Origin of the sequence: Paenibacillus sp. FSL R10-2734, from assembly GCF_037963865.1 — a bacterium.
Classification (GTDB): Bacteria; Bacillota; Bacilli; order Paenibacillales; family Paenibacillaceae; genus Paenibacillus_AQ.
This window is the reverse complement of record NZ_CP150170.1, coordinates 4,222,796-4,246,675: the sequence shown is the minus strand read 5'-3', so window position 1 is coordinate 4,246,675 and position 23,880 is coordinate 4,222,796. Positions and strand designations below refer to the sequence as shown.

Genomic DNA, 23,880 nt, shown 5'->3' with positions numbered 1-23,880 from the left:
TTGATGAAAGTTCATAACTCAAATGCAGCAAAAATAACAAAGGACTGCCTCATGGCAGTCCTTTGTTCACTCTAACTAGAACCCTCTCACACTGCTAGGGGGTACTTTTCTATGCTTTTTGAAAGTGCGACTGAAATAGTAGATATCGCTGAAGCCAGTAGTGGTAGCGATTTCAGAAATCGTTAGCTGGGTATGTCTTAGTAAATAATCTGCACGGTCTAAACGGACAGCATTTATATATTCCGATATCGTATGTCCGGTTAATTCCTTGAAGAGACGACTGAAATGGAAGCGGCTTAGCCCTGTTAGTGCCGCAAGTTCGTCAACTTGAATCGGCTCCTGGTAATGGGTATCGATATAACGCAAAACAGGTGCGAAGCGTTCAACGGTTTGAATACGTCTTTCTTGCTCAGCTTGTGAGAGTACGGTGACGATATGTCTGCGCAATAGCAGCGTCAGCAGGCGGTATAGCTCGGACTTGACGGCCAGCTCATACCCAAATTCGCGAAGTTCCAGTTCCCGAATAATCGCCAGCGCACAGTCTGTAATATGCTGATCCCCCCGGATATGGTTACGTAACAGCAGCTGGTTCTGCTGAATCGGGGCGATGAACTTGGTCTCGGCAGCGTCGCTTACCGCACTATGCAGCAAAGAAGTATCTGCTATAATCGCATAATACAATAAATCAGAAGAAGCACTCACCCCATAATGCAGCTCGTTGCTGTTCACAGCAACTAAATCACCAGCCCGTACGTTAAACGGTGTTCGTCCGCATTCAAAAACAGCCTCACCGCTTTCAATAAACAGAAACTCAAGATGCTCATGCCAATGATGTGGGAACAACAAAACTCCCTCTTGGTTGAAGCGCTGGGTATGTACTTTAATCGGAAACTCGGGATTCGGCATGTCCATGGGTTCCTGTAGATGTTTATCATAGTCCAACATTTATAGACTGCACCTCCTATAGCACAATTGTACAAATGAAACCGCAAGACTTTGCATGGTGTTTAGCGTTGAAATCATTATAATACGAATCATAACCTATGCATAATAAAGGAGCGAGTGTTGATGGATATAATCAAAATTGGTGTAATAGGTACGGGCTCTATCTCCGGCATGCACTTAAGTGCTTATCGGATTAATCCGCAGACAACCATATATGCAGTATGTGATCTGAATGAAGAGCGTGCACGCGCAGTTGCTACTGAATATAACGTCGAAAACGTATACACTGATTACCGTGAATTGCTGGCCAATTCCGAAATAGATGCAGTCAGCATCTGCACATGGAATAACTCTCATGCTGAGATCAGCATCGCGGCGCTTGAGGCAGGCAAGCATGTGCTAGTGGAAAAGCCGCTTTGCCGCACGGTTGATGAAGCGCTTCAGGTTCAGCAGGCGGTGGAAAAGAGCGGCAAAATTCTGCAAGTAGGCTTTGTAAGACGTTATGATTCCAATGCCCAGCTACTTCACACATTGGTGGAACAAGGAGAATTCGGCGAAATCTACTATGCGAAGGCTACGACGTTCCGGAGACTTGGCAATCCCGGCGGCTGGTTCAGTGATATTGAACGCTCCGGCGGCGGACCGCTGATCGATATCGGCGTCCATGTGATCGATCTATGCTGGTATTTGATGGGCCGTCCGAACCCAGTATCGGTAAGTGCCAATACCTACCGGAAGCTCGGCAATCGTTCTAATATCAAGAATCTTTCTTTCTATAAAGCGGCTGATTACGATGCAGCGAACAATACGGTGGAAGATTTAGCAAATGCACTAATTCGTTTTGAGAATGGAGCTTCGCTGATGGTCGATGTTAGCTTTACACTGCATGCTAAGGAAGACGAGCGCTCGGTGCGCCTGTACGGTGACAAGGGTGGTTTTGAAATTGATCCTGAGATCGTCATCGTCAAAGAACAGGCGGATACGATCGTCAATATTTATCCGCAGACCGATAATAAGGGGTTTGAGTTCAACAGTGCATTCCAGAATGAAATTAATCATTTTGCGAACAACATCAGCACTGGCTCTACACCGATTAGTCCTGTGCAAGACGGCGTTACAATCATGAAAATACTCGGTGCGATTTATGAATCCGCAGCCAAAGGTGAAGAGGTGAAACTATGAAGTTAGGAATCAGTACTTACAGTCTGCATTCAGCTTATTCGACGGGTGAGCTCACGCTTGAAGGTGTCATTGAGACGATCGCCGATCTGGGCGCAGAACATGCAGAGATTGTACCCTTGGGCATCAATTTGGTTGAAAATCCTGAGCTAATTGATCAGATTGTACGAACAGCAGCGGGGCGTGGTCTAGAATTGTCCAATTATGCTATTGGGGCGAATTTTTCCGGGCTGGAGACAGCGGAAATGCAGCGGGAAGTCGAGCGGGTAAAGCGGGAAGTAGACGTCTGTGCGGCATTAGGCATTCAGCGGATGCGGCATGATGTAGCTTCGTCAAACGATCTATCAATCACGCATTTTTTGGAAGAGCTTCCACGTTTGGCTGAAGCCTGCCGAGAAATTGCCGATTATGCCGCAGGTTTGGGCATTACGACCAGTGTGGAGAATCATGGATACTTTATTCAGCACAGCGATCGTGTACAGGCGTTGGTTCACGCAGTAGGAAGAGACAACTTCCGTACAACACTCGACATTGGCAACTTCTTGTGCGCAGATGAGAACCCGCTTATTGCTGTGACTAACAACATCAAGCTTGCTTCGATGGTACATTTCAAAGATTTTTATATTCGTCCGCAAGACCGCCAGCCTGGCGAAGGTTGGTTCCAGTCCTCCGGTGGGAACTGGTTGAGGGGGGCAATCGTTGGTCAAGGAGACATCGATATGCCGAGTGTAATTCGAATCGTTAAGGAAAGCGGTTACGACGGATTTATCTCAGTAGAATTTGAGGGAATGGAAGAGTGCCGTAAGGGGACAAGACTTGGATTGGAATACATCAAGCGGGTTTGGAACCAAATCTAATTCATTATTAAGGAGGATTATTGCCATGGTTAAACCAATTATCACCAACAAAATCGGCGTTATCGTAGACAGTTTTCAGGTCGGAGTGAAAGAGGGCTTGCGCAAAGCAAAAGAAGCAGGGGCAGATGGAGTTCAGATTTATGCGGTGCAAGGCGAATTAGATCCCGCTAATATATCTCCGTCAGCCCGCCGTGAATGGAAGGAATACATTGCTTCACTGGGTCTCGAAATCTCTGCCCTCGTTGGAGATTTAGGCGGACATGGATTTCAGGACCCTGCACAGAACCGTGCCAAAATCGAAAAGTCCAAACGCATTATGGAGCTGGCCAAGGAGCTAGGTACAGATATCGTAACTACACATATCGGTATTGTTCCCTCTGACCACACCAGTAAAATTTATGAAACCATGCACATCGCCTGTGAGGAACTAAGCAGATACGCGCATGAGATGAATTCTTACTTTGCGATTGAGACTGGACCGGAACCCGCTGCGCGTCTGAAGACGTTCCTCGACGGTTTGGGTTCCAAAGGGGTTTCTGTTAATTTTGACCCGGCCAACATGGTGATGGTGACTGGTGATGATCCCGTGCAAGGTGTTCATACACTAAAAGACTACATTGTACACACCCATGCTAAAGATGGTCTCAAACTTGCCGATATCGATCCGCGCGATGTTTACGGTCAATATGGTTATGAAGCACCCGCATTAGACCATGAGAAGATGGCTGAAATGGCCGAGACCGGCTCGGCGTTCCGTGAAGTTCCACTTGGAGCAGGTTCTGTCGACTGGAACAATTATCTGCAAGCGCTGAACGACATCGGTTATACAGGTTTCCTGACCATAGAACGGGAAGTTGGCACTAATCCAGAGGAAGATATCCGCCAGGCTGTGAATTTTTTAAAGGGTTTTCGGGTCTGGGCACGGTAGTGATAAAGATTAATTAGTTCATCCAAACAGTCACGAATGGGCGATGCCGATTATGAGAGCAATATCACTATAAGTTCTAAAGAAATTACCTATAAAAAAGGAAATAAATGAGCCTCGGGAGTTCGCCGTAATGATCACATAGGATCATTGGGTAAGCTTTCCGAGGTTTCTTTTTATTTTTTAAAGACAAATGGTGAATCTTCACCATTGATAAGCCACAAGTAAAATGCGATGCGAAAGAAACACATGCACGCAATGAGTTAGTCTGAACTCTGAATCTATAATTGTCCTGCAGTAGTACTGACCGAGGGGAGTAGTTCAAGTTGGAAGCCTTGTATCAGGGTTTCGCCGTTCACAAGATCGGTCTCATATGCGCGTTTGAAGCCTAAGCGATGGTATAGCTTGATGGCTGAAGCCATCATTTCTGAGGTATGCAGATTTAAAGTGGCGGCACCCAGCTCGCGGGATCTTCTTGCAGCTTCGTGAATCAGATGGGTTGCAATGCCGAGACCGCGAGCGGAAGGGGATACAGCAAGCAGGCGCAGGATAGGGGAGTGAATACCTAACTCTGGTTTACCGTAAGCCGTTTCCGAGGAAGAGAACAATAATGCGCTGCCAACGATTTTCTTATTGAGTTCAGCGATGATCCGCACAATCGGGGCATCACCATGGACGGAATCAAGAAGTGATTTCCGGTACTCCAGCCACAACGGCTCGGGCATGATCTCCGAATATTGGTGGTAAGCGTCCAGAATCACTTCGGCGATGGTTTCACGATCGTTGTTCTCAGCTTCTCGGATAATAATTTTTTGTGACATGTTCTCGCTATCCCCCTTCAGTCAAATCTATAGTTCATACGAATGAAGTCATTATAAATTATAATCCCGAGTGAGATAAGAGGTATTCAGTAATTCTGATAAATGTATAGAAAAGCTCTATATGTAATAAACATAACAGTCTATTATAAAGGGATCGTCGGGCGAATGGGAAGTAACTACGAGGGAGGACTCAGATGCACCTATTTGGGCATTTTTAACCTTTTGGAGTGAGCCAACGGACCCGAGAGCCGTTATTCGTCTGAAACAGGGAGGGTTTTGAGTGGTTTCGAGCAAATAACGTCCATGGGGTCCGTTGGCATCCGAAAACAGCGGAATTATTGCAAATAAGGGCACTGGTGTCCGTATGCGTCTTCTTACACGGAATATAAGTTGACAAAAAATGGAGGCGTGAATAAGATATAAACAAATCTATAGGGAAAGTAATGTTCTAATTCATTGTTTTTTCATCGGAATAGTAAAATTAAAAGTGGTTTAGGGGGATTAGGGATGAATATTGAAAATATTGAGGCCTTTGTCTACATCAATCATTATGGAAGCTTCAATAAAGCGGCCGAAGTCCTATATATCTCACAGCCGACAGTAACGGCCCGGATTCAATCGCTAGAAAGGGAACTGGATTGCAAAGTGTTTGATCGTTTGGGTAAGCAGATTAACCTAACGGAAAAAGGGAAGCAATTTCTTCCCTATGCCCAGCAGATTCTCCAGATCTATCAGAGCGGTAAACATCAGGTTCAGGCCAAGGGGCATATTCCGAATGAACTGAGGATCGGCAGTACTGTCTCGGTTTCCAATTATCTAATGCCCCATCTGATGCTTCATCTGAAAAGTAGATATCCGCAAATCACGATCAAGCTGATGACGGCATCTACGGAAGTATTGATTGACAAGCTGAAATCGAAAGAGCTAGATCTAGCTTTTATTCGTAAGGTCGTAAATCCTGCCATTCAAGCCTTTCCGTTCTGCGAAGACCCTATTTCACTGTATGTACAGGAGGGACATCGCTTAGCTAAAGCACAGTGTGCTTCGCTGGAGGATATCCGACAGGAGACCTTTGTCTTTTTTGAATGCGGGTCTTTGGATTGGATGCGGCTGCATCGTGTATTTGAGAGCATGGACCAGCCGCCGAAGATTGAATATCAAGTGGATAACCTGGAGACGGCCAAGAAGCTGGTGTTGAAAAGAGCAGGCATCTGTTTTCTTCCGGCACTCAGTGTACAGGAGGAAGTAGCGGCAGGGACGTTGGTTCGGGTAGATATTGCTGAGACGGAAGGCATTTCCTTACGAACCAGCCTGATTTCACTTAATGGAGAGAATGCTGAATTCATAGAAACGCTGCTTGAACTCGGTATAGGTAAAGTGGGAGATCGACTAATTGTATAGATGTATTAAAAAACTCTATTAGCGCATGAACTCATGCAGTGATAAAGTTAATTGCATATAATCACGACTATTTCGATAGGAAATATAAATTTAAATTCGAAGGGATGGAGAGCTGCGATGAGTGAGACATACAGGCTGGCAGAACTGAAAGATGCGGAGAATTTGCTAGATGTAACATACCGTGCTTATGAGCTGATTCGTGAGCTCGGACTGCATTGGCCGGCGGCCACAGCCGACTTGGCGCTTATTGAAGACAATATTGCCACGAATGAATGTTATGTGCTTGAAGTAGATAGAACGATCGTTGCGACGATAACACTCTCAAAAGAAGAAGAAATTAAGAAGATTAGCCCACTGCCTTTTATTAAATGGTTCGCTGCTCATCCGGATTACAGTAACAGAGGTTATGGTGGAAAGCTTCTGGATTGGGTGGAAGAGCACATTATTGCTGGACAATTGGGTTCGGCTGCGGTCACGTTGGCAACGGCGAAGAAACATCCGTGGTTGGTTCAAATGTATGAACGCCGGGGGTATGAACGATTCCTGGAGCTGGATCAGCAGAATGGTGACGGCATTATGTATCTGATGAAAAAAACACTTATAGACAAACCACAAATCATTCAAAGGGGATAGAACAATGAAAAAGTCCATTTCAATAGTAATTGCATCGTTATTGACACTGGCGATTGCCGGTTGCGGAAATAGCAGCACGAACAGCAGTCAGAACGGAAATGTGGCTGAAGGCGCAACACCAGCGAATGCTTCGGCAAAGGTAACTAAGATCATCGTAGGCACGGGTACTGCTTTTCCGAAAGTCTGCTTCATAGATGAGAACGGCAAGCTTACAGGCTTCGATGTAGAACTGCTCAAAGAAATCGATAAGCAACTGCCGGATTATGAATTTGAGTTTCAAACCATGGATTTCAGTAATTTGCTGCTGAGTCTGGAAACTAAAAAAATCGACCTAGTCGCCCATGTCATGGAGAAAAATCCGGAGCGTGAATTGAAATATTCTTTTAACAAAGAAGCCTATGCCCACTGGAGAAACCGCATTGTAGTGGCTAAGGATAATGATTCGATCCTATCACTAGATGATCTTAAAGGGAAAAAAGTGCTGGTCGGTGCGACAAGCGCACAAGCTCAAATTCTCGAAAACTACAATAAAGAGAATGACAATGCGATAAATATCGTTTACCAAAGCGGTACGGCTAATGATACGGCTGCCCAAATCAGTACAGGACGAGTGGACGCTACGCTAGCTGCAGATTTTGTCCTGCCGATCATTGATCCAAAGAGCCAGCTGAAGGCTACAGGTGACGAACTGTCCTCCGCGGACATTCTCTATGTTCTCCGTAAAGATGATGCCGATTCAGAAAAGCTGTCGGTTGCGATTGACAGTGCGATTAGTGAATTGAAGAAGAACGGTACACTGGGCAAGCTGAGCACGGAATGGCTGGGTGCAGATGTTACAGCGGAATCGGTTCAATGATTAATCCGGTGAGCACGGGAAGGGAGGGAGTTTATGGGCGCACCGTTTGATATCACCTTTGTGTTTTCATTTTTACCTAAGCTTCTGGGGACTTTAGGCACCACGCTTCTAATTGTCGCCTGTTCTCTACTGACAGGAATTGTTGTCGGCTTTCTCGTAGCTCTGCCAAGACTTTATAAAATTCCGGTACTGAAGACTTGCGCCGAAATCTATATTTCTTTTTTCCGGGGAACGCCGATTCTTATCCAGCTCTTCCTGTTCTATTATGGTCTGCCTGAAATCATGAAGCTGGTTCATGTGGATTTGACCCGAACCCCTGTGCTTGTCTTCGTGATTCTTACCTACGGCCTGCATACGGGGGCATACATGTCCGAAATGATTAGGGCTTCTGTGATGGCGGTGGATAAGGGGCAGGTAGAGGCAGCTTATGCTACGGGAATGACGGGGTTTCAAGCTTTTACACGAATCGTGCTGCCGCAAGCGCTCGGTATAGCAGTACCAGTATTCTCTAATCTGGTCATTGCTCTTCTGAAAGATACATCATTAGCCTTTACCCTCGGGGTGATGGAAATGTCAGGTAAAGCGCAAACGCTTGGTAGTTTAACCCAGCATTTTATTGAAACGTATATCGCGCTCGCGCTGATCTATCTGGTCATCAGCTTTACGATCGAGAAGTTGCTGCTTGTAGCGGAACACCATCTGCTGCGGCATGAGAAACGGAATACACCGGAGAAAAAACTGTTTAAAATCAACAAAAGCTGGTCTTACCGTCGCATTATTGCAGAATTGGGACCGGGCAAAGGAGGCACCGGATTATGAAACTGGACCCATCGTTTATATGGACTGCTCTGGTACAAATTCTGAGTGCAATTCCTACGACCTTATATATTACGGTTGTCTCTGTATTGATTGGTTTTGTGATTGGCGTGGCTGTTGCCTTGATCCGGCTATACAGAGTTCCACTGCTGCATCCGCTGGCCGTCGGTTATGTTACGTTCATCCGCGGGACACCGATGCTGACGCATCTGCTGCTTATATATTTTGGGCTTCCTGTGCTGATTGATGGTCTGGCGGTGCATTTCGGCTGGAGCTTTAGGTCGGTGTCGATTCCGATGATCGGTTTTGCTTATATTTCGTTCTCGATTACTGCGGGAGCTTATATGTCCGAGGTCGTACGTTCCGGTCTGCTCGCTGTGGATCGTGGTCAGCTAGAAGCAGCCCATTCTATCGGCATGACTACGCCCCAAGCCTTGAAGCGTATTGTTTTTCCACAGGCGCTGGCGGCAAGTCTGCCTAATCTTTCGAATTCGGTAATCGGTATGCTACACGGATCTACCCTTGCTTTTACCGTTTCGGTGGTGGATATCAATGCTAAGGCACAGATTGTAGCTTCAACGAACTGGAAGTTTTTCGAGGCTTATCTGGCGGCGGCACTGATCTTTTGGGCACTTACGTTTCTGATCGAACGTGTGACGTCGCTGATTGAAAAAAGGATTAATCTGTACAATCGAGGTGGAGTGGCATGATCAAGCTAGCGCAAATTTCGAAGTCATTCGGTCGGAATCTGGTGTTAAATAATATAGATTTAACGGTGACGAAGGGTGAGGTTGTTGTCATTCTCGGTCCTAGTGGCTCTGGCAAAACGACTCTCTTACGCTGTGTAAATTATCTGGAGAAGCCAAGCAGCGGAGAGATTGCTATTGGAGATTTCAAAGTGGACTGCAAACATGCCCGTAAAAGGGAGATTCATCAGCTTAGGCAAAAAACGGCAATGGTATTTCAGCAATACAATTTATTCCGTCATAAAACCGCGCTAGAAAATGTGATGGAAGGGCTGCTAATTGTCAAAAAGCTTCCGAAGGACGAAGCGAGAAAGCGGAGTATCGCACTGCTTGAAAAGGTTGGTCTTAGCAGTAAGCTGGACTCCTATCCGAGCCAGCTGTCAGGAGGTCAACAACAAAGGGTGGGCATTGCCCGTGCTTTAGCGCTAGAGCCGGAGGTTATCCTGTTCGACGAACCAACATCGGCGCTGGACCCGGAGCTAGTAGGTGAAGTGCTGGCTGTTATCCGCAAAATTGCCAAGGAAGGCATCACAATGATTGTAGTCACCCATGAAATGGGGTTTGCTCGCGATGTGGCGAATCATGTGGTTTTTATGGACGGTGGCGTCATTGTAGAAGAAGGAACTCCGACAGAGCTGTTCAACCATCCACGCGAAGAAAGAACGAAGCAGTTCCTAAAGCGGATCACACCTGAATTTAACTATTCTATATAGGAGGCAAAACAATGGCTATTACAATCAGCGTACTCGATCAAAGTCCGATCTATCCGGGAGAAACGCCAGAGGAAGCATTCCAACATACGATTAAGCTGGCACAACTGTCCGAGGAGCTTGGATTCCAAAGGTTCTGGGTTTCTGAGCATCATGATTCGGAGCAGGTAGCCGGCTCTTCCCCTGAAGTACTCATCTCACATCTTCTGGCCAAAACAGAGCGTATCCGCATTGGCTCCGGTGGCATCATGCTCCAGCACTACAGTCCGTATAAGGTGGCGGAGAACTTCAATGTGCTGGCTACGCTGGCTCCTGGCCGAGTGGATCTCGGTGTGGGACGTGCTCCCGGCGGCCTCCCTCGCAGCACACAAGCGCTTCAGCAGGGAAAGGCCGAAAACCCTGACCTAACGGACAAAATCATTGAACTGGAGAAGTATGTTCATAACCGGCTCGAAGAGAACCATCCGCTGGCGGGGTTAAAGGCAGGTCCCCTTCCTAGTATTGCGCCTGAACTATATGTGCTTGGCGCGAGTGTAGGCAGTGCAGAGATTGCCGCTGAACTTGGATTACCTTATGTGTTCTCCCTATTTATTAACAGCGATAAGGCAGTAGCTCTGGATGCCATTCGTGCTTATCGCAGTGGCTTTGTTTCATCACAAGGCAGACAACCGCAAGCGATTATCGCTTTAGCACTAGTGGTGGCTGATTCCGAAGAGGGAGCGAAAGAACTGGCAGGCGCACATAAGTTGATTCGGATTCAGCTGGCAAGCGGAAAGACGCTAACCGTTGGGACTCAGGAACAGGCAGAGGAATTTGCCCGGCAGAGCAATGAAGCCTACACGATTGAAGAGCTTGAACCAGAGATTACCAAAGGAACAAAGGAATCTGTGCGTGAACAGCTATTGGCACTTTCAGTGGCATCTGGTGTCGAGGAGTTCATCATAACGACGAATGTGCATCCGTTTGACAAAAGACTCCGCTCCTTTGAACTGCTGAGCGAAGCTATCGCTGAAGTGCCGGCAGAGGCATAAGTCGAGCGGGATCAGGATCACACAAGAGATCGTGTAAAGGAGGGTGACTGTATATGACAAGCAAAGCTATAGAGCTGAGTGCTGAAGCGCTTGGAGAAGAATTAATCGGGATACGCCGTCATTTGCATCAGCATCCGGAACTGTCCAATGAAGAGTATGGCACAACAGAATATATTATTTCCTTGCTGAAGCAGGTAGGGATCAGAGTCGTAGATTTCGGTCTGTCTACCGGAGTAATCGCAGAGATTGGAGGTCAGCAGCCCGGTTCGGTCATCGCGTTGCGCGCCGATATTGATGCCTTGCCGATTCAGGAGGAAACCGGAGCAGCCTTTGCTTCGGTGTATCCCGGTAAAATGCATGCCTGCGGACATGATTTCCATACCGCAGCCTTGATCGGTGCTGCTTATCAATTGAAGCAGCAAGAACATCAATTGCAAGGAACGGTGCGCCTCTTATTCCAACCGGCTGAGGAGAAGGCGCAAGGGGCACAGCGGATCGTTGCTAGCGGGGCGCTAGAAGATGTCCAGGCAGTGATCGGCCTGCATAACAAACCGGAGCTTCCGGTCGGAACGATCGGTATTAAGAGTGGACCTTTAATGGCAGCGGCTGACGGGTTTGTAATTGAAGTGCAAGGTGGCAGTTCTCATGCTGCCGTTCCGGAAGCTGGGATAGACCCGATCGTAGCAGCTTCACATATTGTAACGGCATTCCAATCCATTGTAAGTCGCAATGTCAGTCCACTGCAGAGTGCGGTGGTCAGTGTGACACAAATTCACAGCGGCAATTCATGGAACATTATCCCCGAAAAAGCCGTGCTCGAGGGGACGATCCGCACCTTTGATGAAACGGTACGCAGTATAGTGCTGGACCGCTTTCGGGAAGTGGCGACTGGTGTGGCGGCTGCTCTTGGAGCAAAAGCCACTGTCCGCTGGATAGAAGGACCGCCTCCTGTTGTTAACGACGCTACCTTAGCGGTGTTAGGAGGAGAATCGGTTGAAGCTCTTGGCTACCGAGCGGTCCAGCCTGAGCTTTCTCTGGCTGGAGAGGATTTTGCCTTTTATCAGCGCGTGGTGCCGGGACTGTTCGTCTTTGTAGGAACTGAAGGAAGCCAGGAATGGCATCACCCGGCCTTCGATTTGGATGAACGAGCACTCCCTGTAGCAGCAAGTTTCCTTGCGGATGTGGCTGTACGATCCCTTGAGTACTACAATCCCGGAGGAGGTGCAGAACTATAGCTGAACATAACAGTTACGATGTAATTATCGTCGGCGCAGGCTCGATGGGCATGAGCGCTGGTTACTATCTCGCGAGACGCGGAGTTAAGACACTGCTAGTTGATGCCTTCGATCCCCCACATACACAGGGCAGCCATCACGGGGATACCCGACTGATTCGGCATGCTTACAGCGGTGATTCCGCCTACATTGAATTGGCTCTGCGGGCAGATACACTATGGAAAGAAGCAGAGCAGCTCAGCGGAACCGAACTGCTTATCCGCTCCGGTGTGCTGAATCTTGCAGATAACGAAGTATATTCCTTCAGCGGCCGTCTCGCAGAAGCGATGAAACGGAAGGTGCAGGTAGAGGAACTGGATGCCGAAGAGATCCAGCGGCGCTGGCCAGCACTAAATATTCCGGAATCATTCGCGGCGATGTATGAACCAGATGCCGGTTTTTTGTACAGCGAGCGATGTATTTCCGCCTACCGCCAGCTTGCGCTTGGGCATGGTGCGGAACTGCTGACGAACACCCCAGTAGTGAACATAACCGCCCGCGAGGGTAGTGTTACGGTTCATACGACAAATGGCGATTATCACGGAGGTGCAGTTATCCTTAGTGCCGGAGCTTGGTTTGGCGCGTTGGCACCTTTTGTACATTTGCCGATCAAGTCAATCCGCAAAGTTGTGGGCTGGTTTGAGAGCTCCCCTGCTTTTGAAGTCGGTAATTTCCCTGGCTTTACGATAGGAGCAGAGGAAGGTGGATATTATGGCTTTCCCAGCATTGCCGGAGCTGGCCTGAAGATCGGTCGGCACGATACGGGGCTGGAATGGAAGCCGGGTACGCAGCTTGCACCGTTCGGCAGTGAAGCCAGCGATGAGGGCGACCTCCGTAAGGTACTGGAGTCTTACATGCCGGGGGCAGCTGGTCGAATGCTAAAAGGTTCTGTATGCAAGTATGAGCATACGCCTGATGAAGATTTCATAATAGACCGCCATCCGCTCCACTCCAATGTACTGGTAGCCGGAGGGTTTTCAGGGCATGGTTTTAAATTTTCTAGTGTTGTGGGTGAAATACTGGCCGACTTGACGATTAGCGAAGTTACCAGTCACAACATCCAGCCCTTTTCGTTATCACGCTTTACACCACCGGATCATTAACAAGCAGTTCTTATATTGGAGGGGATTAAATGAGCAGAGTTCAGATCAGTGATTATCTAAGGACGTACCATCAATTAGTGAAAGCGACCGCCGGGTTAACAGAGGAGCAGCTGAAATGGAAGGCGGAACCCGCCAGTTGGAGTGTTACTGAGGTATTGGCACATCTAGCTGATCACAGTATCGTAGTTTCGTTCCGCATTCGTGATATTCTCGCCGCTACGACTGCGCAGCTTCCAGTCTTCAATCAGGACGCTTGGGTGAGCGGCCAGTACGCCAACAGCGGGAATGCTTCCGACAGTCTGGAGCTGTTCCGCAGCCTGCTTTATTATAACAGCCTATTGTTTGAACGGCTCAGCGCAGAGGATTGGGAGAAAAGCGGGGTTAATTTCAAAGGAGAGATCGTGAAAATTGCCGATATCGTTCGCAGCTTCACTGCACATGTGGAGAGGCATCTTGGCCAGATCGAGCGAATCAAGCGGGGCGCGGCTAGTGCATCCTTTGTGCAATGATTGCTTCCGAAGTCAGTTTTGTATGAAGTGAAATCTAGGAAGCGTATGCTCACAAAACTTTTAGGAGGAATGAACATGACCAAACTAAGACAACTGAAGCTGGGTGCACTACTTCATGGCGTAGGAGGCAGCACGTCCATGTGGCGCCATCCAGATGCCAAACCGGATGCCAGTGTAAACTTTGAATTATACAAAGGGTGGGTACAGAAGGCTGAGGAAGGTAAGCTGGATTTGATCTTCATCGCAGACGGTCTGTACATTAATGAAAAGTCCATTCCTCATTTCCTTAACCGGTTTGAGCCGCTGACCATCCTTAGCGCACTCGCTGCCGTCAGCACTAATATCGGGTTGGTTGGTACCTTATCCACCTCCTACAGTGAACCGTTTACTGTAGCGCGTCAATTCGGCTCACTGGATGTAATCAGCGGCGGCCGTGCCGGCTGGAATGTAGTGACTTCACCGCTGGAAGGCTCTGCCTCAAATTACAGCAAAAAAGAGCATCCTGACCACGGCAAGCGCTACCGCATTGCCACCGAATATTTGCAGGTGACGCGCGGATTATGGGATTCTTGGGAGGATGATGCGTTTGTCCGAGACAAGGAATCAGGTGTATTCTTTGATCCGCAAAAAATGCATACTCTGGACCATCAAGGAGAGTTCTTCTCCGTGAAGGGACCGCTGAATATTGCTCGTTCGAAGCAAGGGCAACCCGTCGTGTTTCAAGCAGGCTCCTCGGAAGTCGGTAAGAATTACGCTTCGAAGGAAGCGGATGCTATCTTCACTGGACACGAAACACTTGAAGATGCCCAGGCATTCTACAGCGATGTTAAGACACGGGTAGCTTCGTTTGATCGGAATCCGGATGAGGTGCTGATCTTTCCTGGAATTGCTCCAATCATCGGCGATACGCCAGAGGAAGCAGAGCGCAAATACCAGGAGGTTGCCGGACTTGTAACGATTGAGAATGCACTGAACTACTTAGGCAGATTCTTCGAGCATCATGATTTCTCGCAATATCCGCTGGATGAGCCGTTCCCTGAGCTTGGCGAGTTGGGGCGCAATAGCTTTCAGAGCGGCACGGATAAAATCAAAAAGGATGCGAAGGAGAGAGGGTTAACACTACGACAGGTCGCCTTGCAATCTGCTACCCCGCGCAGCAGCTTCATTGGAACGCCGGAGCAAGTAGCTGATCAGATTCAAACCTGGTTTGAGAGTGGTGGGGCAGATGGATTTATGATCGCTGCTGCTGTCCCTAATGGACTGGAAGAATTCGTCGATCGAGTGGTGCCGATTTTGCAGGAGCGGGGTTTGTTCCGCACTGAATACGAAAGTGACACGCTGCGTGGAAACCTCGGCATTCCGTTGCCGGAAAACCGTTATTCCAAGGCTTCTCAACCGGCAGGGCAAATTTAACAGTTGCGGCAAAAAGAAAAAGGGAATCGTGCATGCCTTCCATCATCCACAGTTTAATATTGATGAAGCGATGTTGGTTCTTGGTGAGCGGATACTGGTTAGGCTTGCAATGCAACATAGTGGATCGGCAAGTGGTAAACAAACGTAAAAGGTACCCCAGTGGGATACCTTTTACGTTTGTTTACGCTCGTCAACTCACCAGAAGTACGTTTCGAATGTGTAACCGTTTTTCCCAAAGAATATTATCTCCCCGCCTTTCACTTCCTCAGGAATGTCAAAAAACATTCCTTGTTTACCCGCCATATCATAAGTGTGAGTTACTCTCTTATCATGAACTTTGTAACTTACCTCGAAATGACTGAATTGCTTCTTAAGACCTTGATCGAACATACCGACACTAACGAGTTGTCCGCTCCGCTTCACTTGGACGTCGTCTCCATTATCCCCCATGCCAAATCCCATACTCCAGCCCAAACTTCCGTTTTTCAAACGATCGACGTATTCCAACGTGAGCGATTCTACGCCATCTTCTTCTTCGATATGTAAGAGTACAGCTGTATATTTATCAATAATCCGAGAGTCCAGAACAGGAAGTCCGTTCGATTTAAGAAATTCATTTAACTCCTCCTCTGTTATTTCCTCTCCTGAAGTGTCATCCATCTCGATAGGTTTCATTCCTAGCCAGTCTTCCCACTCCTCAGGAGATTCGAGTTCATCACGAAAGTCATCATCCGTAGTAATGATTGCTGTTCTAGTTGCTACATCCCAACCAACGGAGATCCCAATTCGTTCGGCAATAGCGCGCAATGGAACCATGATATCATTGCCGGAGAGATAGGGTGAAGGGCTCTTCCAATCGATCCAAACGTAAGGATCCTCGCTATCTACGTTGTCATCGATTAACATATAATCACTTTTATCCGGATAAATAGAAAGCACTCCATTAAAATGTGAAAAAAAAACGTGTGGATATTCGTTATCTATAAACTTCGTAATATCAGCTTGAATGTCGGGATGCTCAAAAAGCTGGGTTGAAACGAACGTTTTTCCGTCTATCAGAGTAGGCAGCATACCTTGAAAGGAATAGTTCTTGCCATTAATTGTGACGGATGGTTGGATCATAGAACGCTCGATAGAATCGGATAGATTCGGTAAAACAGTAGCCGATGCGAAGATCGGAGTCGAATAGGAAGCTAACAAGAAAAGAATAAGCAATACGTTCATAAAGCGGCGGTTCTGCATAACTATAACTCTCCTTTATTTGTTCATCACTTTAATAATGAAATTAATATCCTAAATATACCATATGGAGATTATTATATGGCTTTCAAAGAGCGATTCTACAAAAAGGGATTCTTAGCACAGAGGCTGAGTTCGAATAGTTTTTTCTTAACAAGATCATTAGTTTGACATTATGTAAGCATTTAACTATACTTAATATAGTCACTTACGAAAATATATTTAATGGGCAAATCATAAATGAATTCTAACTTCTTAAAGAAAAGAGGATAATTATGGAACAATATCGGATCAATGCAGACAACGGCTTAGAATTTGGACTTTATACATTAGGTGATCATCTTGCGAACCCTGAAACTGGGAGCAGAATATCTGCCAAACAACGCATACGTGAAATTATTGACTTGGCTCAATTAGCGGAGCAAGCAGGAATTGATTTTTTTAGTGTAGGAGAGAGTCATCAAGAGTATTTTGCTACTCAGGCGCATACCGTTGTGCTGTCAGCTATAGCACAGGCTACTAAGAAAATGAAATTAGGTAGCTCATCTACGATTATAAGTACCTCTGATCCGGTTAGGGTGTACGAAGATTTCGCTACAATTGATTTGATCTCAAATGGTCGAGCTGAAATTATAGCTGGGCGTGCCTCCAGAGTAGGACTATATGAATTGTTGGGTTATGATCTTAACGATTATGAGGAATTATTTGAAGAAAAATTCGACTTGTTATTAAAAATAAATGAAAACGAAGTTATGAATTGGAAGGGAGAATTTCGTAACCCTCTCAAAAATGCAAGAATTCTCCCCCGCCCTGAAGAGGGAAACTTACCGATATGGAGAGCTGTAGGGGGGACTTCCGCCAGTGCGATCAAAGCAGGCGTTGCAGGTGTACCTATGTTTTTGGCCCATTTAGGGGGTCCCGCAGTCTTGTTTAAAAGATCCATTGATGCTTATCGAGAAGCTGCAAGTCAGAACGGATTCGATCCATCGAAGCTGCCTGTAGCGACTGCTGGATTCTTTTACGCGGATGAAACGACACAGAAGGCACAAAGAACCTATTATCCATATATAAACGAAGGAATGAAATTAACCAATGGACGTGGTTTTCCTAAACAGGCGTTTGCTCAAGGAGCCGATCCGCGCGATGTTATGAATATTGGCAGCCCACAGGAAATCATTGAAAAAATTCTATATCAACATGAACTCTTCGGCCATCAACGATATATCGCGCAAATGGATTTTGGTGGTGTACCTTTTGAAAATTTAATGAAAAATATAGATTTAATCGGTTCTGAAATTCTACCAGCTATTAAAAAATATACGGCAAAAAAATAACTCCAGGAGGTCAGAAATATGAAAATCGTAGCGTTATCAGGCTCAATGATAGGCTCGAAAACCAGAATTGCCATGAATTACACAGTAAATTCGTTTCATGAAAAATACCAAGATCCAGAAGTTACACTTCTAGATCTGGCGGAGTATGATGTTCAGTTCAGTGATGGTCGCAATTATCTGGAATACGAAGGGGACACCAAGTACGTAATTCAAACGATCATGGAAGCAGATGTTATTGTAATCGGAACGCCTATATTTCAAGCTTCCATCCCAGCAACACTAAAGAATATATTCGATTTAGCTCCTGAAAAAGCATTTCAACACAAGGTTGTAAGTATGCTCGTCACGGCAGGTTCTGCACGTCACTATCTGGTAGCTGAGCAGCAATTGAAACCGATATTGGCCTATATGAAAGCGCAAATTGTTCAAACGTATGTATTTATAGAAGAGAAGGATTTTTATCGAAAAGAAATAGTAAATGATGATGTGCTATTCCGTATAGACCGCTTAGTGGAAGATACCTATGTACTCTCTGAGACTTATGCCAAAATTCGAGAGGCTGAAGAAGCTAAATATGGTTTCTAAGGAAGATCAAAATAGGCTAACATTTCGCAAACTATATACTATTTTTCAAGTCACCCTTCATCCATTAGGATGAGGGGTTATTTGAACAATTTCGTTCCAACAAGGCTCCCAGCTGTTCTGCTAATACTGATAGGTTACCGGTCTTTCGTTCGTGAATCACCATTCAACTACACCCACGTACGAAGAAGCTACAAATTGTACGACTAGATCTTTATTTAAACCTTCGGTTTTACCCTTTGTGATATCTACTTCGTCTTTGAACTCTTCTATAAGAAATTCCAGAAATCGACTCTGGAAGAAAGGGGCTCTTTTTACTAGCTAACATCATGGAGAAAAAGGCATAGTTACTCTCAAAGTAATCCGTTTAAATCACGGACCCCGTTATAAAATCCAAATCAGAGGCTGCTTCACATCTCTCACGAAGTTCATTCATACAACGAATATCTATGCAAGTGGGTCTAGTGAAGAGATTATCGGTCGTGCTCGAAAAGCGATTATGAGTGAAATAGATAACAGCTTGAAGAGACTTGGAACCGAATATGTAGATCTCTACATCATTCATCGCTGGGATTATAACACGCCCATTGAAGAAACGATGGAAGCTATGCATGATGTGGTGAAGTCTGGAAAGGCCAGATATATTGGTGCTTCTGCTATGTATGCATGGCTATTACAAAAAGTTTCTGTAGCTGCTCCTATAGTGGGGGCGACGAAAATCGCTCAGCTCGAAGATTCCGTAGATGCTCTATCCGTAAAACTAAACCCTGAAGAAATTTCATTTCTAGAAGAACTGTATGTTCCGCATCCAATTGTGGGAGCTCAGTAAAGAATAATAAATGAGTGATTAACACGATAAACGGCCGGTATATTCCTAAATTGGGAGTATTCCGGCTATTTTTGTTTTGACTATATTCACTTGCGAATGGAGGGAAGAGATGCAGCATGTTTTAAATTTTTGCATCAAAATGATAATGATTGGAAAGCTTATCATAAATAGAGAAATCAATCATTAAATGAGGTGTAGTGATGAGCTATTTATGGGGTTTGATAGGGATATTATGTATTCTAGGAATAACGTTCCTTTTTTCGACCAACAAAAGAAAAATTAATCTCCGTACAATTGCTGTAGCTTTAGCTATTCAAATAGCCTTTGCTTTTATTGTTTTAAAATGGCCTTTAGGTAGATCTATTCTGCAAAAAGTAACGGATGGGGTTAATGCAGTGATCGGTTACGCTAACGAAGGCATTAACTTCTTAGTTGGTGGAATTTACACACCTGAATCTGGCATTACTCATGTTTTTTTATTTAATGTTCTAGGAATTATTATTTTCTTTTCTGCTTTAATATCAGTTTTATATTACATAGGTATTATGCAATTTGTGATTAAATATGTTGGAGGCGCACTATCTAAATTACTTGGTACTAAAAAAGCTGAAACATTTTCCGCAACTGCAAATATCTTCGTGGGTTTAACAGAAGCTCCTCTCGTTATTAAACCTTTCATTGATAAATTGACTATTTCTGAATTGTTCTCCGTGATGGTCTGTGGTTTGGCTTCTGTGTCGGGTAGTGTGTTAGTAGGTTATTCATTGCTTGGGGTTCCTTTAGAATATCTACTTGCCGCAAGTGTAATGTCTGCTCCAGCTGGGTTAGTATTGTCTAAAATCATGATTCCTGAAACAGAAGGAAGCCAAGAAGAGGTTGAAGGTTTTGAAATGGCAAGAGATGACGAATCATCAAACGTGATCGATGCTGCTGCAAATGGTGCAGCAACTGGACTTCAACTTGCTCTGAACGTTGGAGCTATGCTGCTTGCTTTTATCGCCTTAATTGCATTAATTAATGGAATTTTAGGTTTTGTTGGAGGTTGGTTTGGTTTTGACCAATTATCCATTGAGCTGATATTGAGCTATGTTTTTGCTCCTTTAGCGTTTATAATTGGCGTGCCGTGGGATGAAGCATTGACTGCAGGTAACTTCATCGGTCAAAAATTAATAATTAATGAATTTGTGGCATACAGTAATTTCGCACCACTTATCGATACTTTGTCTCAAAAATCAGTGGTGATTATTAGCTTCGCACTTTGTGGTTTCGCTAACTTTTCATCTCTAGGAATTTTACTTGGAGGACTTGGCAAACTGTCACCTAAACGCAGACCTGACATCGCCCGCTTAGGCGTAAAAGCAATCATCGCAGGCGCACTAGCCTCTTGTTTAAGCGCCGCTATTGCAGGTATGATTATCGGTTAATTGTATTTGCTACTTGTTTGGTGTTTCGAGGAAAATGGATAGGATATTAACAATAAATCCCCGATGATAACATGTCATCGGGGATTTATTGTTTGATTACCAGACAGGTCTTAATTTCGTTGGTAATTTATCATCATTTGCTTCATATACAAGTTTTGTTAAATCATCTTTGAGCAGTTGCAGTCGTTCAGAACCAATGATTTCAATCCAACGTTGCTCCATCTCAGTTAGTATGTTCTCTTTTGCTTTCACTACTAACCAACCTCGCTCACTCAAAACAATGATTTTTCCTCTCTTGTCAGTGGGATGATCTTTGCGCATTACATAACCACTTTTCTCAAGATAATCCACCATTTTACTTACAGCTTGCTTAGTAATCCCTAAAAATTCGGCGAGTTCTATACCTGTTGCTCCGTCTGGAGTAATACATTTAAACATAAAACCATGTACGGGTCTAATATCTCCAAATCCCAATTCACGCAATCTATCATGTAGTTCATTAATTGATGTGCTAAAGGATAATGATAAAAGTGATGTCAGATCGAATTCACTAAATACTTCCTGAGTCATACATAAAACCTCCTAAAATAAAGTCAACTTAGTTGACTTTGTTCGAAATACATTGTACTATGCAAAAAGTAGTCAATCAAGTTGACTACTTTTTTTATTGTGAAAGAAACAGTATTCACTAAAACAGATTTAATAAAATACGGGGGGTTCTCATGACTAATATTGTTAAAATTAGAGCTAGTGTGTTTATTCCAATAGCTTGGACAGATCCTAGGAAGGATATAGAAACAGGAAACGTAATCGAATTTGAAGGTGACTCACGTGAATTTACACCCTATGCTGTCAACGCAATGCGCTCCAGAGTTGAACAAGAAGTAGTTGTAGATTTTAACAAACAAGAAATTTTCACTTATGCAAATACTGGCATTACAACAGAAAGAGTCACAACTCCAGATGGATCTGTTAATAAAAAAACAGGAAAAGCTAGTACTGAAGGTATTTTGTGCACTGATATTGTATGGGGTTCCGATAACGTCAAGTTTCAAATGAGTGCAAGTGCTAGCAATCCATTAAATGCATTAGCACCTCCAGTTGACTATCTATTAATAGTCCATATCCAAAAAGATGGTACTGTCAATATGCAAGGAGCACATGACGGATTTCCTTGTTTTGAATTTTATAAGCAAGTGAGCTTTGGACCGTTTGAACAAATTTATACACATGATTTCAGAGAAACGGGTGATACTCCTGCAGCTATGGCTGGAGAAATGGAGTATAGTTTCAACAAAATATTATAAACAACTAAAGAGTGAACATCAGGAGGAACAAAGAATGACAACAGTTTTATTTGTAAAAGCAAACAACCGCCCAGCAGATCAAGCGGTTAGTGTTAGATTATATGAGACATTTTTAGCGAGCTATAAAGAATCACATCCAAATGATACAGTGGTTGAGTTGGATTTATACAACGAGGAATTGCCTTACGTAGGAGCAGATATGATTAACGGTACATTTAAGTCTAGTAGAGGATTAGATTTAACAGTAGAAGAAGCAAAAGCTGTAGCTGTTGCTGACAAATATTTAGATCCATTCCTTGCAGCTGATAAAGTCGTATTTGGGTTCCCTTTATGGAATTTAACCATCCCAGCAGTACTACACACGTATATTGATTACTTAAACCGCGCGGGCAAAACATTTAAATATACGCCAGAAGGCCCAGTAGGTCTTATTGGAAATAAAAAAATTGTATTATTAAACGCAAGTGGCGGTGTATATTCTGAGGGACCAAAAGCTGATGTAGAGATGGCTGTTAAATATGTTACAAGTATGATGAACTTCTTCGGTGTAAAAGATATGGAGACCATCGTGATTGAAGGACACAGCCAATTCCCTGATAAGGCAGAAGAGATTATAGCCGAAGGGCTTGAAAGGGCTGTTACAGTATCAAGTTTGCTCTAATTAACCAAACTATTATCACTCTATAAGGCAGTACCAACACTGTTATAGCGGTGGTACTGCTTTTTTATTCGCCTACGGAAAGAAGGATTACATTACAATGGAACGTTTATGGACAAAAAATTATATCATGCTGACAATTACAGCTTTATTACTATTTAGTGGTTTTTATTTACTGATGCCAACACTGCCTATGTTTATCAAACAATTAGGTGGAAGTGAATCTCAGGTTGGATTAATTATTGGAGTGTTTACAATATCGGCAGTAATTTTCCGTCCTATAATTGGAGGATTAATGGATCGGTATGGTCGACGAGCATTTATAATAAGCGGATTACTATTTTTTGCTATAACCATGTATTTTTATGATTGGGTAACAGGCATTATATTTTTAGTAGTATTACGTATCCTCCATGGAGTCAGCTGGGCAGTTGCTACAACTTCGATAGGCACGGCAGTGACTGATGTTATTCCACAATCTCGTCGTGGGGAAGGTATGGGATGGTATGGACTAGCAATGACATTAGGAATGGCATTAGGACCAATCGTTGGTCTTTGGATAACAAAATCATATTCATTTCATTACCTATTTCTTCTCTGCACAGCATTAGCATTGATTGCATTCGTACTTGGGTTTGGTGCAAAAATTCCAACAGTTCAAAATACATCAAAAAAACCAATATCATTTTTTGAAAAAACAGTCTTCCCTATCGCTATTGTTACATTTTTCTTATCTTTTACTTTTGGAGGCATTACAACATTTTTACCACTGTTTGCGGCAAATATTGAAGTGAATACGGGTACTTTTTTCTTAGTGTATGCAGTCACACTTGCAGTAATTAGACCACTTACAGGGAAGATCTCCGATAAATATGGAGAAGGGGTCATTATTGTTCCTGCTCTTTTCATTCTGATAGTCGCACTATTCGTCCTAACATTGTCTAAAGGACTTACTGGAGTAGTTATTACTGCTATTTTGTACGGAATTGGATTCGGATCAGCACAACCGGCTCTTCAAGTAGCGATGATTCGATTAGCTCCACCAGTGAAAAGAGGTGTAGCGAACGCTACATTCTTAACTGCTTTTGATTTAGGAATTGGTTTGGGAGCTATTCTACTAGGATTTGTTTCACAGCTTATGGGATATCAGATGGTATTTATTACTTGTGCTATATCTGGGTTTATCAGTCTGATACTTTTTATTTTATTTGTAAAAAAGACACTAAAAATAACCTGAACCGAACCCTCGTTATCAATGGTAAACTTACTTTCATAGATTTATATGATA

The 23,880-nt window shown here is 44.4% G+C and carries 24 protein-coding genes and 1 pseudogene; 21 read left to right on the top strand and 4 right to left on the bottom strand.

Features of this window, described 5'->3' with window-relative positions; all coding sequences use genetic code 11:
- Positions 1–75: 75 nt before the first annotated feature.
- A complete protein-coding gene (locus NSS67_RS18495) occupies positions 76–945 on the bottom strand; it encodes an AraC family transcriptional regulator (protein WP_339315055.1) in 870 nt (289 codons plus the stop codon).
- Positions 946–1,068: 123 nt separating this feature from the next.
- On the opposite strand from NSS67_RS18495, the gene NSS67_RS18490 reads away from it, so the two are divergent.
- Genes NSS67_RS18490 through NSS67_RS18480 form a run of 3 tightly spaced genes read left to right on the top strand, consistent with a single transcriptional unit; the run spans position 1,069 to position 3,909 of the window.
- A complete protein-coding gene (locus NSS67_RS18490; RefSeq protein ID WP_339315054.1) occupies positions 1,069–2,127 on the top strand; it encodes a Gfo/Idh/MocA family oxidoreductase in 1,059 nt (352 codons plus the stop codon).
- The gene (locus tag NSS67_RS18485) at positions 2,124–2,981 is read left to right on the top strand and encodes a sugar phosphate isomerase/epimerase family protein (protein WP_339315053.1); all 858 of its coding nucleotides are present in this window, start codon (positions 2,124–2,126) and stop codon (positions 2,979–2,981) included. Before NSS67_RS18490 ends, NSS67_RS18485 begins: the two co-directional genes overlap by 4 nt.
- A gap of 25 nt (positions 2,982–3,006) precedes the next feature.
- The gene (locus NSS67_RS18480) at positions 3,007–3,909 is read left to right on the top strand and encodes a sugar phosphate isomerase/epimerase family protein (RefSeq protein WP_339315052.1); all 903 of its coding nucleotides are present in this window, start codon (positions 3,007–3,009) and stop codon (positions 3,907–3,909) included.
- A 278-nt stretch (positions 3,910–4,187) separates the two neighbouring features.
- On the opposite strand, the gene NSS67_RS18475 is transcribed toward NSS67_RS18480, so the two are convergent.
- The gene (locus tag NSS67_RS18475) at positions 4,188–4,727 is read right to left on the bottom strand and encodes a GNAT family N-acetyltransferase (protein ID WP_339315051.1); all 540 of its coding nucleotides are present in this window, start codon (positions 4,725–4,727) and stop codon (positions 4,188–4,190) included.
- A gap of 507 nt (positions 4,728–5,234) precedes the next feature.
- Here NSS67_RS18475 and NSS67_RS18470 point away from each other — a divergent pair.
- The 11 genes from NSS67_RS18470 to NSS67_RS18420 all read left to right on the top strand — a co-directional run bounded on the left by NSS67_RS18470 (position 5,235) and on the right by NSS67_RS18420 (position 15,219).
- A complete protein-coding gene (locus NSS67_RS18470; protein ID WP_339315050.1) occupies positions 5,235–6,128 on the top strand; it encodes a LysR family transcriptional regulator in 894 nt (297 codons plus the stop codon).
- Between the two features lie 117 nt (positions 6,129–6,245).
- Positions 6,246–6,761, top strand: coding sequence for a GNAT family N-acetyltransferase (locus NSS67_RS18465; RefSeq protein WP_339315049.1), 516 nt, complete (start codon positions 6,246–6,248; stop codon positions 6,759–6,761).
- A gap of 4 nt (positions 6,762–6,765) precedes the next feature.
- Positions 6,766–7,617 carry a transporter substrate-binding domain-containing protein gene (locus tag NSS67_RS18460; RefSeq protein ID WP_339315048.1) on the top strand — a complete coding sequence of 284 codons (852 nt, stop codon included), beginning with the start codon at positions 6,766–6,768 and terminating at the stop codon, positions 7,615–7,617.
- 33 nt (positions 7,618–7,650) lie between these two features.
- Positions 7,651–8,436 carry an amino acid ABC transporter permease gene (locus NSS67_RS18455; RefSeq protein WP_339315047.1) on the top strand — a complete coding sequence of 262 codons (786 nt, stop codon included), beginning with the start codon at positions 7,651–7,653 and terminating at the stop codon, positions 8,434–8,436.
- Positions 8,433–9,143 carry an amino acid ABC transporter permease gene (locus tag NSS67_RS18450; RefSeq protein WP_339315046.1) on the top strand — a complete coding sequence of 237 codons (711 nt, stop codon included), beginning with the start codon at positions 8,433–8,435 and terminating at the stop codon, positions 9,141–9,143. The genes NSS67_RS18455 and NSS67_RS18450 overlap by 4 nt, the downstream gene beginning before the upstream one ends.
- Positions 9,140–9,892 (top strand): amino acid ABC transporter ATP-binding protein, encoded by a 753-nt coding sequence (locus NSS67_RS18445; RefSeq protein WP_339315045.1) that lies wholly within the window; start codon positions 9,140–9,142, stop codon positions 9,890–9,892. The genes NSS67_RS18450 and NSS67_RS18445 overlap by 4 nt, the downstream gene beginning before the upstream one ends.
- 11 nt (positions 9,893–9,903) lie before the next feature.
- Positions 9,904–10,920 carry an LLM class flavin-dependent oxidoreductase gene (locus tag NSS67_RS18440; protein ID WP_339315044.1) on the top strand — a complete coding sequence of 339 codons (1,017 nt, stop codon included), beginning with the start codon at positions 9,904–9,906 and terminating at the stop codon, positions 10,918–10,920.
- A 53-nt stretch (positions 10,921–10,973) separates the two neighbouring features.
- Positions 10,974–12,155 (top strand): amidohydrolase, encoded by a 1,182-nt coding sequence (locus NSS67_RS18435; protein ID WP_339315043.1) that lies wholly within the window; start codon positions 10,974–10,976, stop codon positions 12,153–12,155.
- On the top strand, positions 12,152–13,297 hold the full coding sequence (gene solA / locus NSS67_RS18430; RefSeq protein ID WP_339320632.1) for an N-methyl-L-tryptophan oxidase: 1,146 nt from the start codon (positions 12,152–12,154) through the stop codon (positions 13,295–13,297). Before NSS67_RS18435 ends, solA begins: the two co-directional genes overlap by 4 nt.
- A gap of 29 nt (positions 13,298–13,326) precedes the next feature.
- Entirely contained in the window at positions 13,327–13,806 is a 480-nt protein-coding gene (locus NSS67_RS18425) for a DinB family protein (protein ID WP_339315042.1), read from the top strand.
- A 75-nt stretch (positions 13,807–13,881) separates the two neighbouring features.
- Positions 13,882–15,219 carry an LLM class flavin-dependent oxidoreductase gene (locus tag NSS67_RS18420; RefSeq protein WP_339315041.1) on the top strand — a complete coding sequence of 446 codons (1,338 nt, stop codon included), beginning with the start codon at positions 13,882–13,884 and terminating at the stop codon, positions 15,217–15,219.
- A 195-nt stretch (positions 15,220–15,414) separates the two neighbouring features.
- Here the strand turns inward: NSS67_RS18420 and NSS67_RS18415 are convergent, their stop codons facing one another.
- Positions 15,415–16,461: a stalk domain-containing protein gene (locus NSS67_RS18415; RefSeq protein ID WP_339315040.1), complete on the bottom strand. Its 1,047-nt coding sequence runs from the start codon at positions 16,459–16,461 to the stop codon at positions 15,415–15,417.
- Positions 16,462–16,733: 272 nt separating this feature from the next.
- On the opposite strand from NSS67_RS18415, the gene NSS67_RS18410 reads away from it, so the two are divergent.
- The 4 genes and pseudogenes from NSS67_RS18410 (at position 16,734) to NSS67_RS18395 (ending at position 20,627) form a co-directional block, all read left to right on the top strand.
- Positions 16,734–17,792 carry an LLM class flavin-dependent oxidoreductase gene (locus NSS67_RS18410; RefSeq protein ID WP_339315039.1) on the top strand — a complete coding sequence of 353 codons (1,059 nt, stop codon included), beginning with the start codon at positions 16,734–16,736 and terminating at the stop codon, positions 17,790–17,792.
- Between the two features lie 18 nt (positions 17,793–17,810).
- Positions 17,811–18,377 (top strand): NADPH-dependent FMN reductase, encoded by a 567-nt coding sequence (locus NSS67_RS18405; RefSeq protein WP_339315038.1) that lies wholly within the window; start codon positions 17,811–17,813, stop codon positions 18,375–18,377.
- Between the two features lie 433 nt (positions 18,378–18,810).
- Positions 18,811–19,203 (top strand): annotated as a pseudogene (locus tag NSS67_RS18400) (aldo/keto reductase); the annotation flags it as partial.
- Positions 19,204–19,403: 200 nt separating this feature from the next.
- The gene (locus NSS67_RS18395; RefSeq protein ID WP_339315037.1) at positions 19,404–20,627 is read left to right on the top strand and encodes a NupC/NupG family nucleoside CNT transporter; all 1,224 of its coding nucleotides are present in this window, start codon (positions 19,404–19,406) and stop codon (positions 20,625–20,627) included.
- 96 nt (positions 20,628–20,723) lie between these two features.
- Here the strand turns inward: NSS67_RS18395 and NSS67_RS18390 are convergent, their stop codons facing one another.
- Positions 20,724–21,197, bottom strand: coding sequence for a MarR family transcriptional regulator (locus NSS67_RS18390; protein ID WP_339315036.1), 474 nt, complete (start codon positions 21,195–21,197; stop codon positions 20,724–20,726).
- Positions 21,198–21,349: 152 nt separating this feature from the next.
- Here NSS67_RS18390 and NSS67_RS18385 point away from each other — a divergent pair, with 152 nt between their 5' ends.
- From NSS67_RS18385 to NSS67_RS18375, 3 genes are all read left to right on the top strand, one after another.
- The gene (locus NSS67_RS18385; protein ID WP_339315035.1) at positions 21,350–21,934 is read left to right on the top strand and encodes a DUF3238 domain-containing protein; all 585 of its coding nucleotides are present in this window, start codon (positions 21,350–21,352) and stop codon (positions 21,932–21,934) included.
- A gap of 34 nt (positions 21,935–21,968) precedes the next feature.
- Positions 21,969–22,595, top strand: coding sequence for an FMN-dependent NADH-azoreductase (locus NSS67_RS18380; RefSeq protein WP_339315033.1), 627 nt, complete (start codon positions 21,969–21,971; stop codon positions 22,593–22,595).
- Between the two features lie 97 nt (positions 22,596–22,692).
- Positions 22,693–23,829 (top strand): MFS transporter, encoded by a 1,137-nt coding sequence (locus NSS67_RS18375; protein WP_339315031.1) that lies wholly within the window; start codon positions 22,693–22,695, stop codon positions 23,827–23,829.
- The last annotated feature ends 51 nt before the right edge of the window (positions 23,830–23,880 follow it).

Excerpts from the sequence above, each read along its gene's own strand:
- NSS67_RS18455 (WP_339315047.1), top strand. The coding sequence starts at position 7,651 with ATGGGCGCACCGTTTGATATCACCTTTGTGTTTTCATTTTTACCTAAG.
- NSS67_RS18425 (WP_339315042.1), top strand. The coding sequence starts at position 13,327 with ATGAGCAGAGTTCAGATCAGTGATTATCTAAGGACGTACCATCAATTA.
- NSS67_RS18435 (WP_339315043.1), top strand. The coding sequence starts at position 10,974 with ATGACAAGCAAAGCTATAGAGCTGAGTGCTGAAGCGCTTGGAGAAGAA.
- NSS67_RS18490 (WP_339315054.1), top strand. The coding sequence starts at position 1,069 with ATGGATATAATCAAAATTGGTGTAATAGGTACGGGCTCTATCTCCGGC.
- NSS67_RS18405 (WP_339315038.1), top strand. The coding sequence starts at position 17,811 with ATGAAAATCGTAGCGTTATCAGGCTCAATGATAGGCTCGAAAACCAGA.
- NSS67_RS18420 (WP_339315041.1), top strand. The coding sequence starts at position 13,882 with ATGACCAAACTAAGACAACTGAAGCTGGGTGCACTACTTCATGGCGTA.
- NSS67_RS18375 (WP_339315031.1), top strand. The coding sequence starts at position 22,693 with ATGGAACGTTTATGGACAAAAAATTATATCATGCTGACAATTACAGCT.
- NSS67_RS18475 (WP_339315051.1), bottom strand. The coding sequence starts at position 4,727 with ATGTCACAAAAAATTATTATCCGAGAAGCTGAGAACAACGATCGTGAA.
- NSS67_RS18445 (WP_339315045.1), top strand. The coding sequence starts at position 9,140 with ATGATCAAGCTAGCGCAAATTTCGAAGTCATTCGGTCGGAATCTGGTG.
- NSS67_RS18395 (WP_339315037.1), top strand. The coding sequence starts at position 19,404 with ATGAGCTATTTATGGGGTTTGATAGGGATATTATGTATTCTAGGAATA.
- NSS67_RS18415 (WP_339315040.1), bottom strand. The coding sequence starts at position 16,461 with ATGCAGAACCGCCGCTTTATGAACGTATTGCTTATTCTTTTCTTGTTA.
- NSS67_RS18450 (WP_339315046.1), top strand. The coding sequence starts at position 8,433 with ATGAAACTGGACCCATCGTTTATATGGACTGCTCTGGTACAAATTCTG.
- NSS67_RS18495 (WP_339315055.1), bottom strand. The coding sequence starts at position 945 with ATGTTGGACTATGATAAACATCTACAGGAACCCATGGACATGCCGAAT.
- NSS67_RS18460 (WP_339315048.1), top strand. The coding sequence starts at position 6,766 with ATGAAAAAGTCCATTTCAATAGTAATTGCATCGTTATTGACACTGGCG.
- NSS67_RS18385 (WP_339315035.1), top strand. The coding sequence starts at position 21,350 with ATGACTAATATTGTTAAAATTAGAGCTAGTGTGTTTATTCCAATAGCT.
- NSS67_RS18390 (WP_339315036.1), bottom strand. The coding sequence starts at position 21,197 with ATGACTCAGGAAGTATTTAGTGAATTCGATCTGACATCACTTTTATCA.
- NSS67_RS18380 (WP_339315033.1), top strand. The coding sequence starts at position 21,969 with ATGACAACAGTTTTATTTGTAAAAGCAAACAACCGCCCAGCAGATCAA.
- NSS67_RS18485 (WP_339315053.1), top strand. The coding sequence starts at position 2,124 with ATGAAGTTAGGAATCAGTACTTACAGTCTGCATTCAGCTTATTCGACG.
- NSS67_RS18470 (WP_339315050.1), top strand. The coding sequence starts at position 5,235 with ATGAATATTGAAAATATTGAGGCCTTTGTCTACATCAATCATTATGGA.
- NSS67_RS18410 (WP_339315039.1), top strand. The coding sequence starts at position 16,734 with ATGGAACAATATCGGATCAATGCAGACAACGGCTTAGAATTTGGACTT.
- NSS67_RS18480 (WP_339315052.1), top strand. The coding sequence starts at position 3,007 with ATGGTTAAACCAATTATCACCAACAAAATCGGCGTTATCGTAGACAGT.
- NSS67_RS18465 (WP_339315049.1), top strand. The coding sequence starts at position 6,246 with ATGAGTGAGACATACAGGCTGGCAGAACTGAAAGATGCGGAGAATTTG.
- NSS67_RS18440 (WP_339315044.1), top strand. The coding sequence starts at position 9,904 with ATGGCTATTACAATCAGCGTACTCGATCAAAGTCCGATCTATCCGGGA.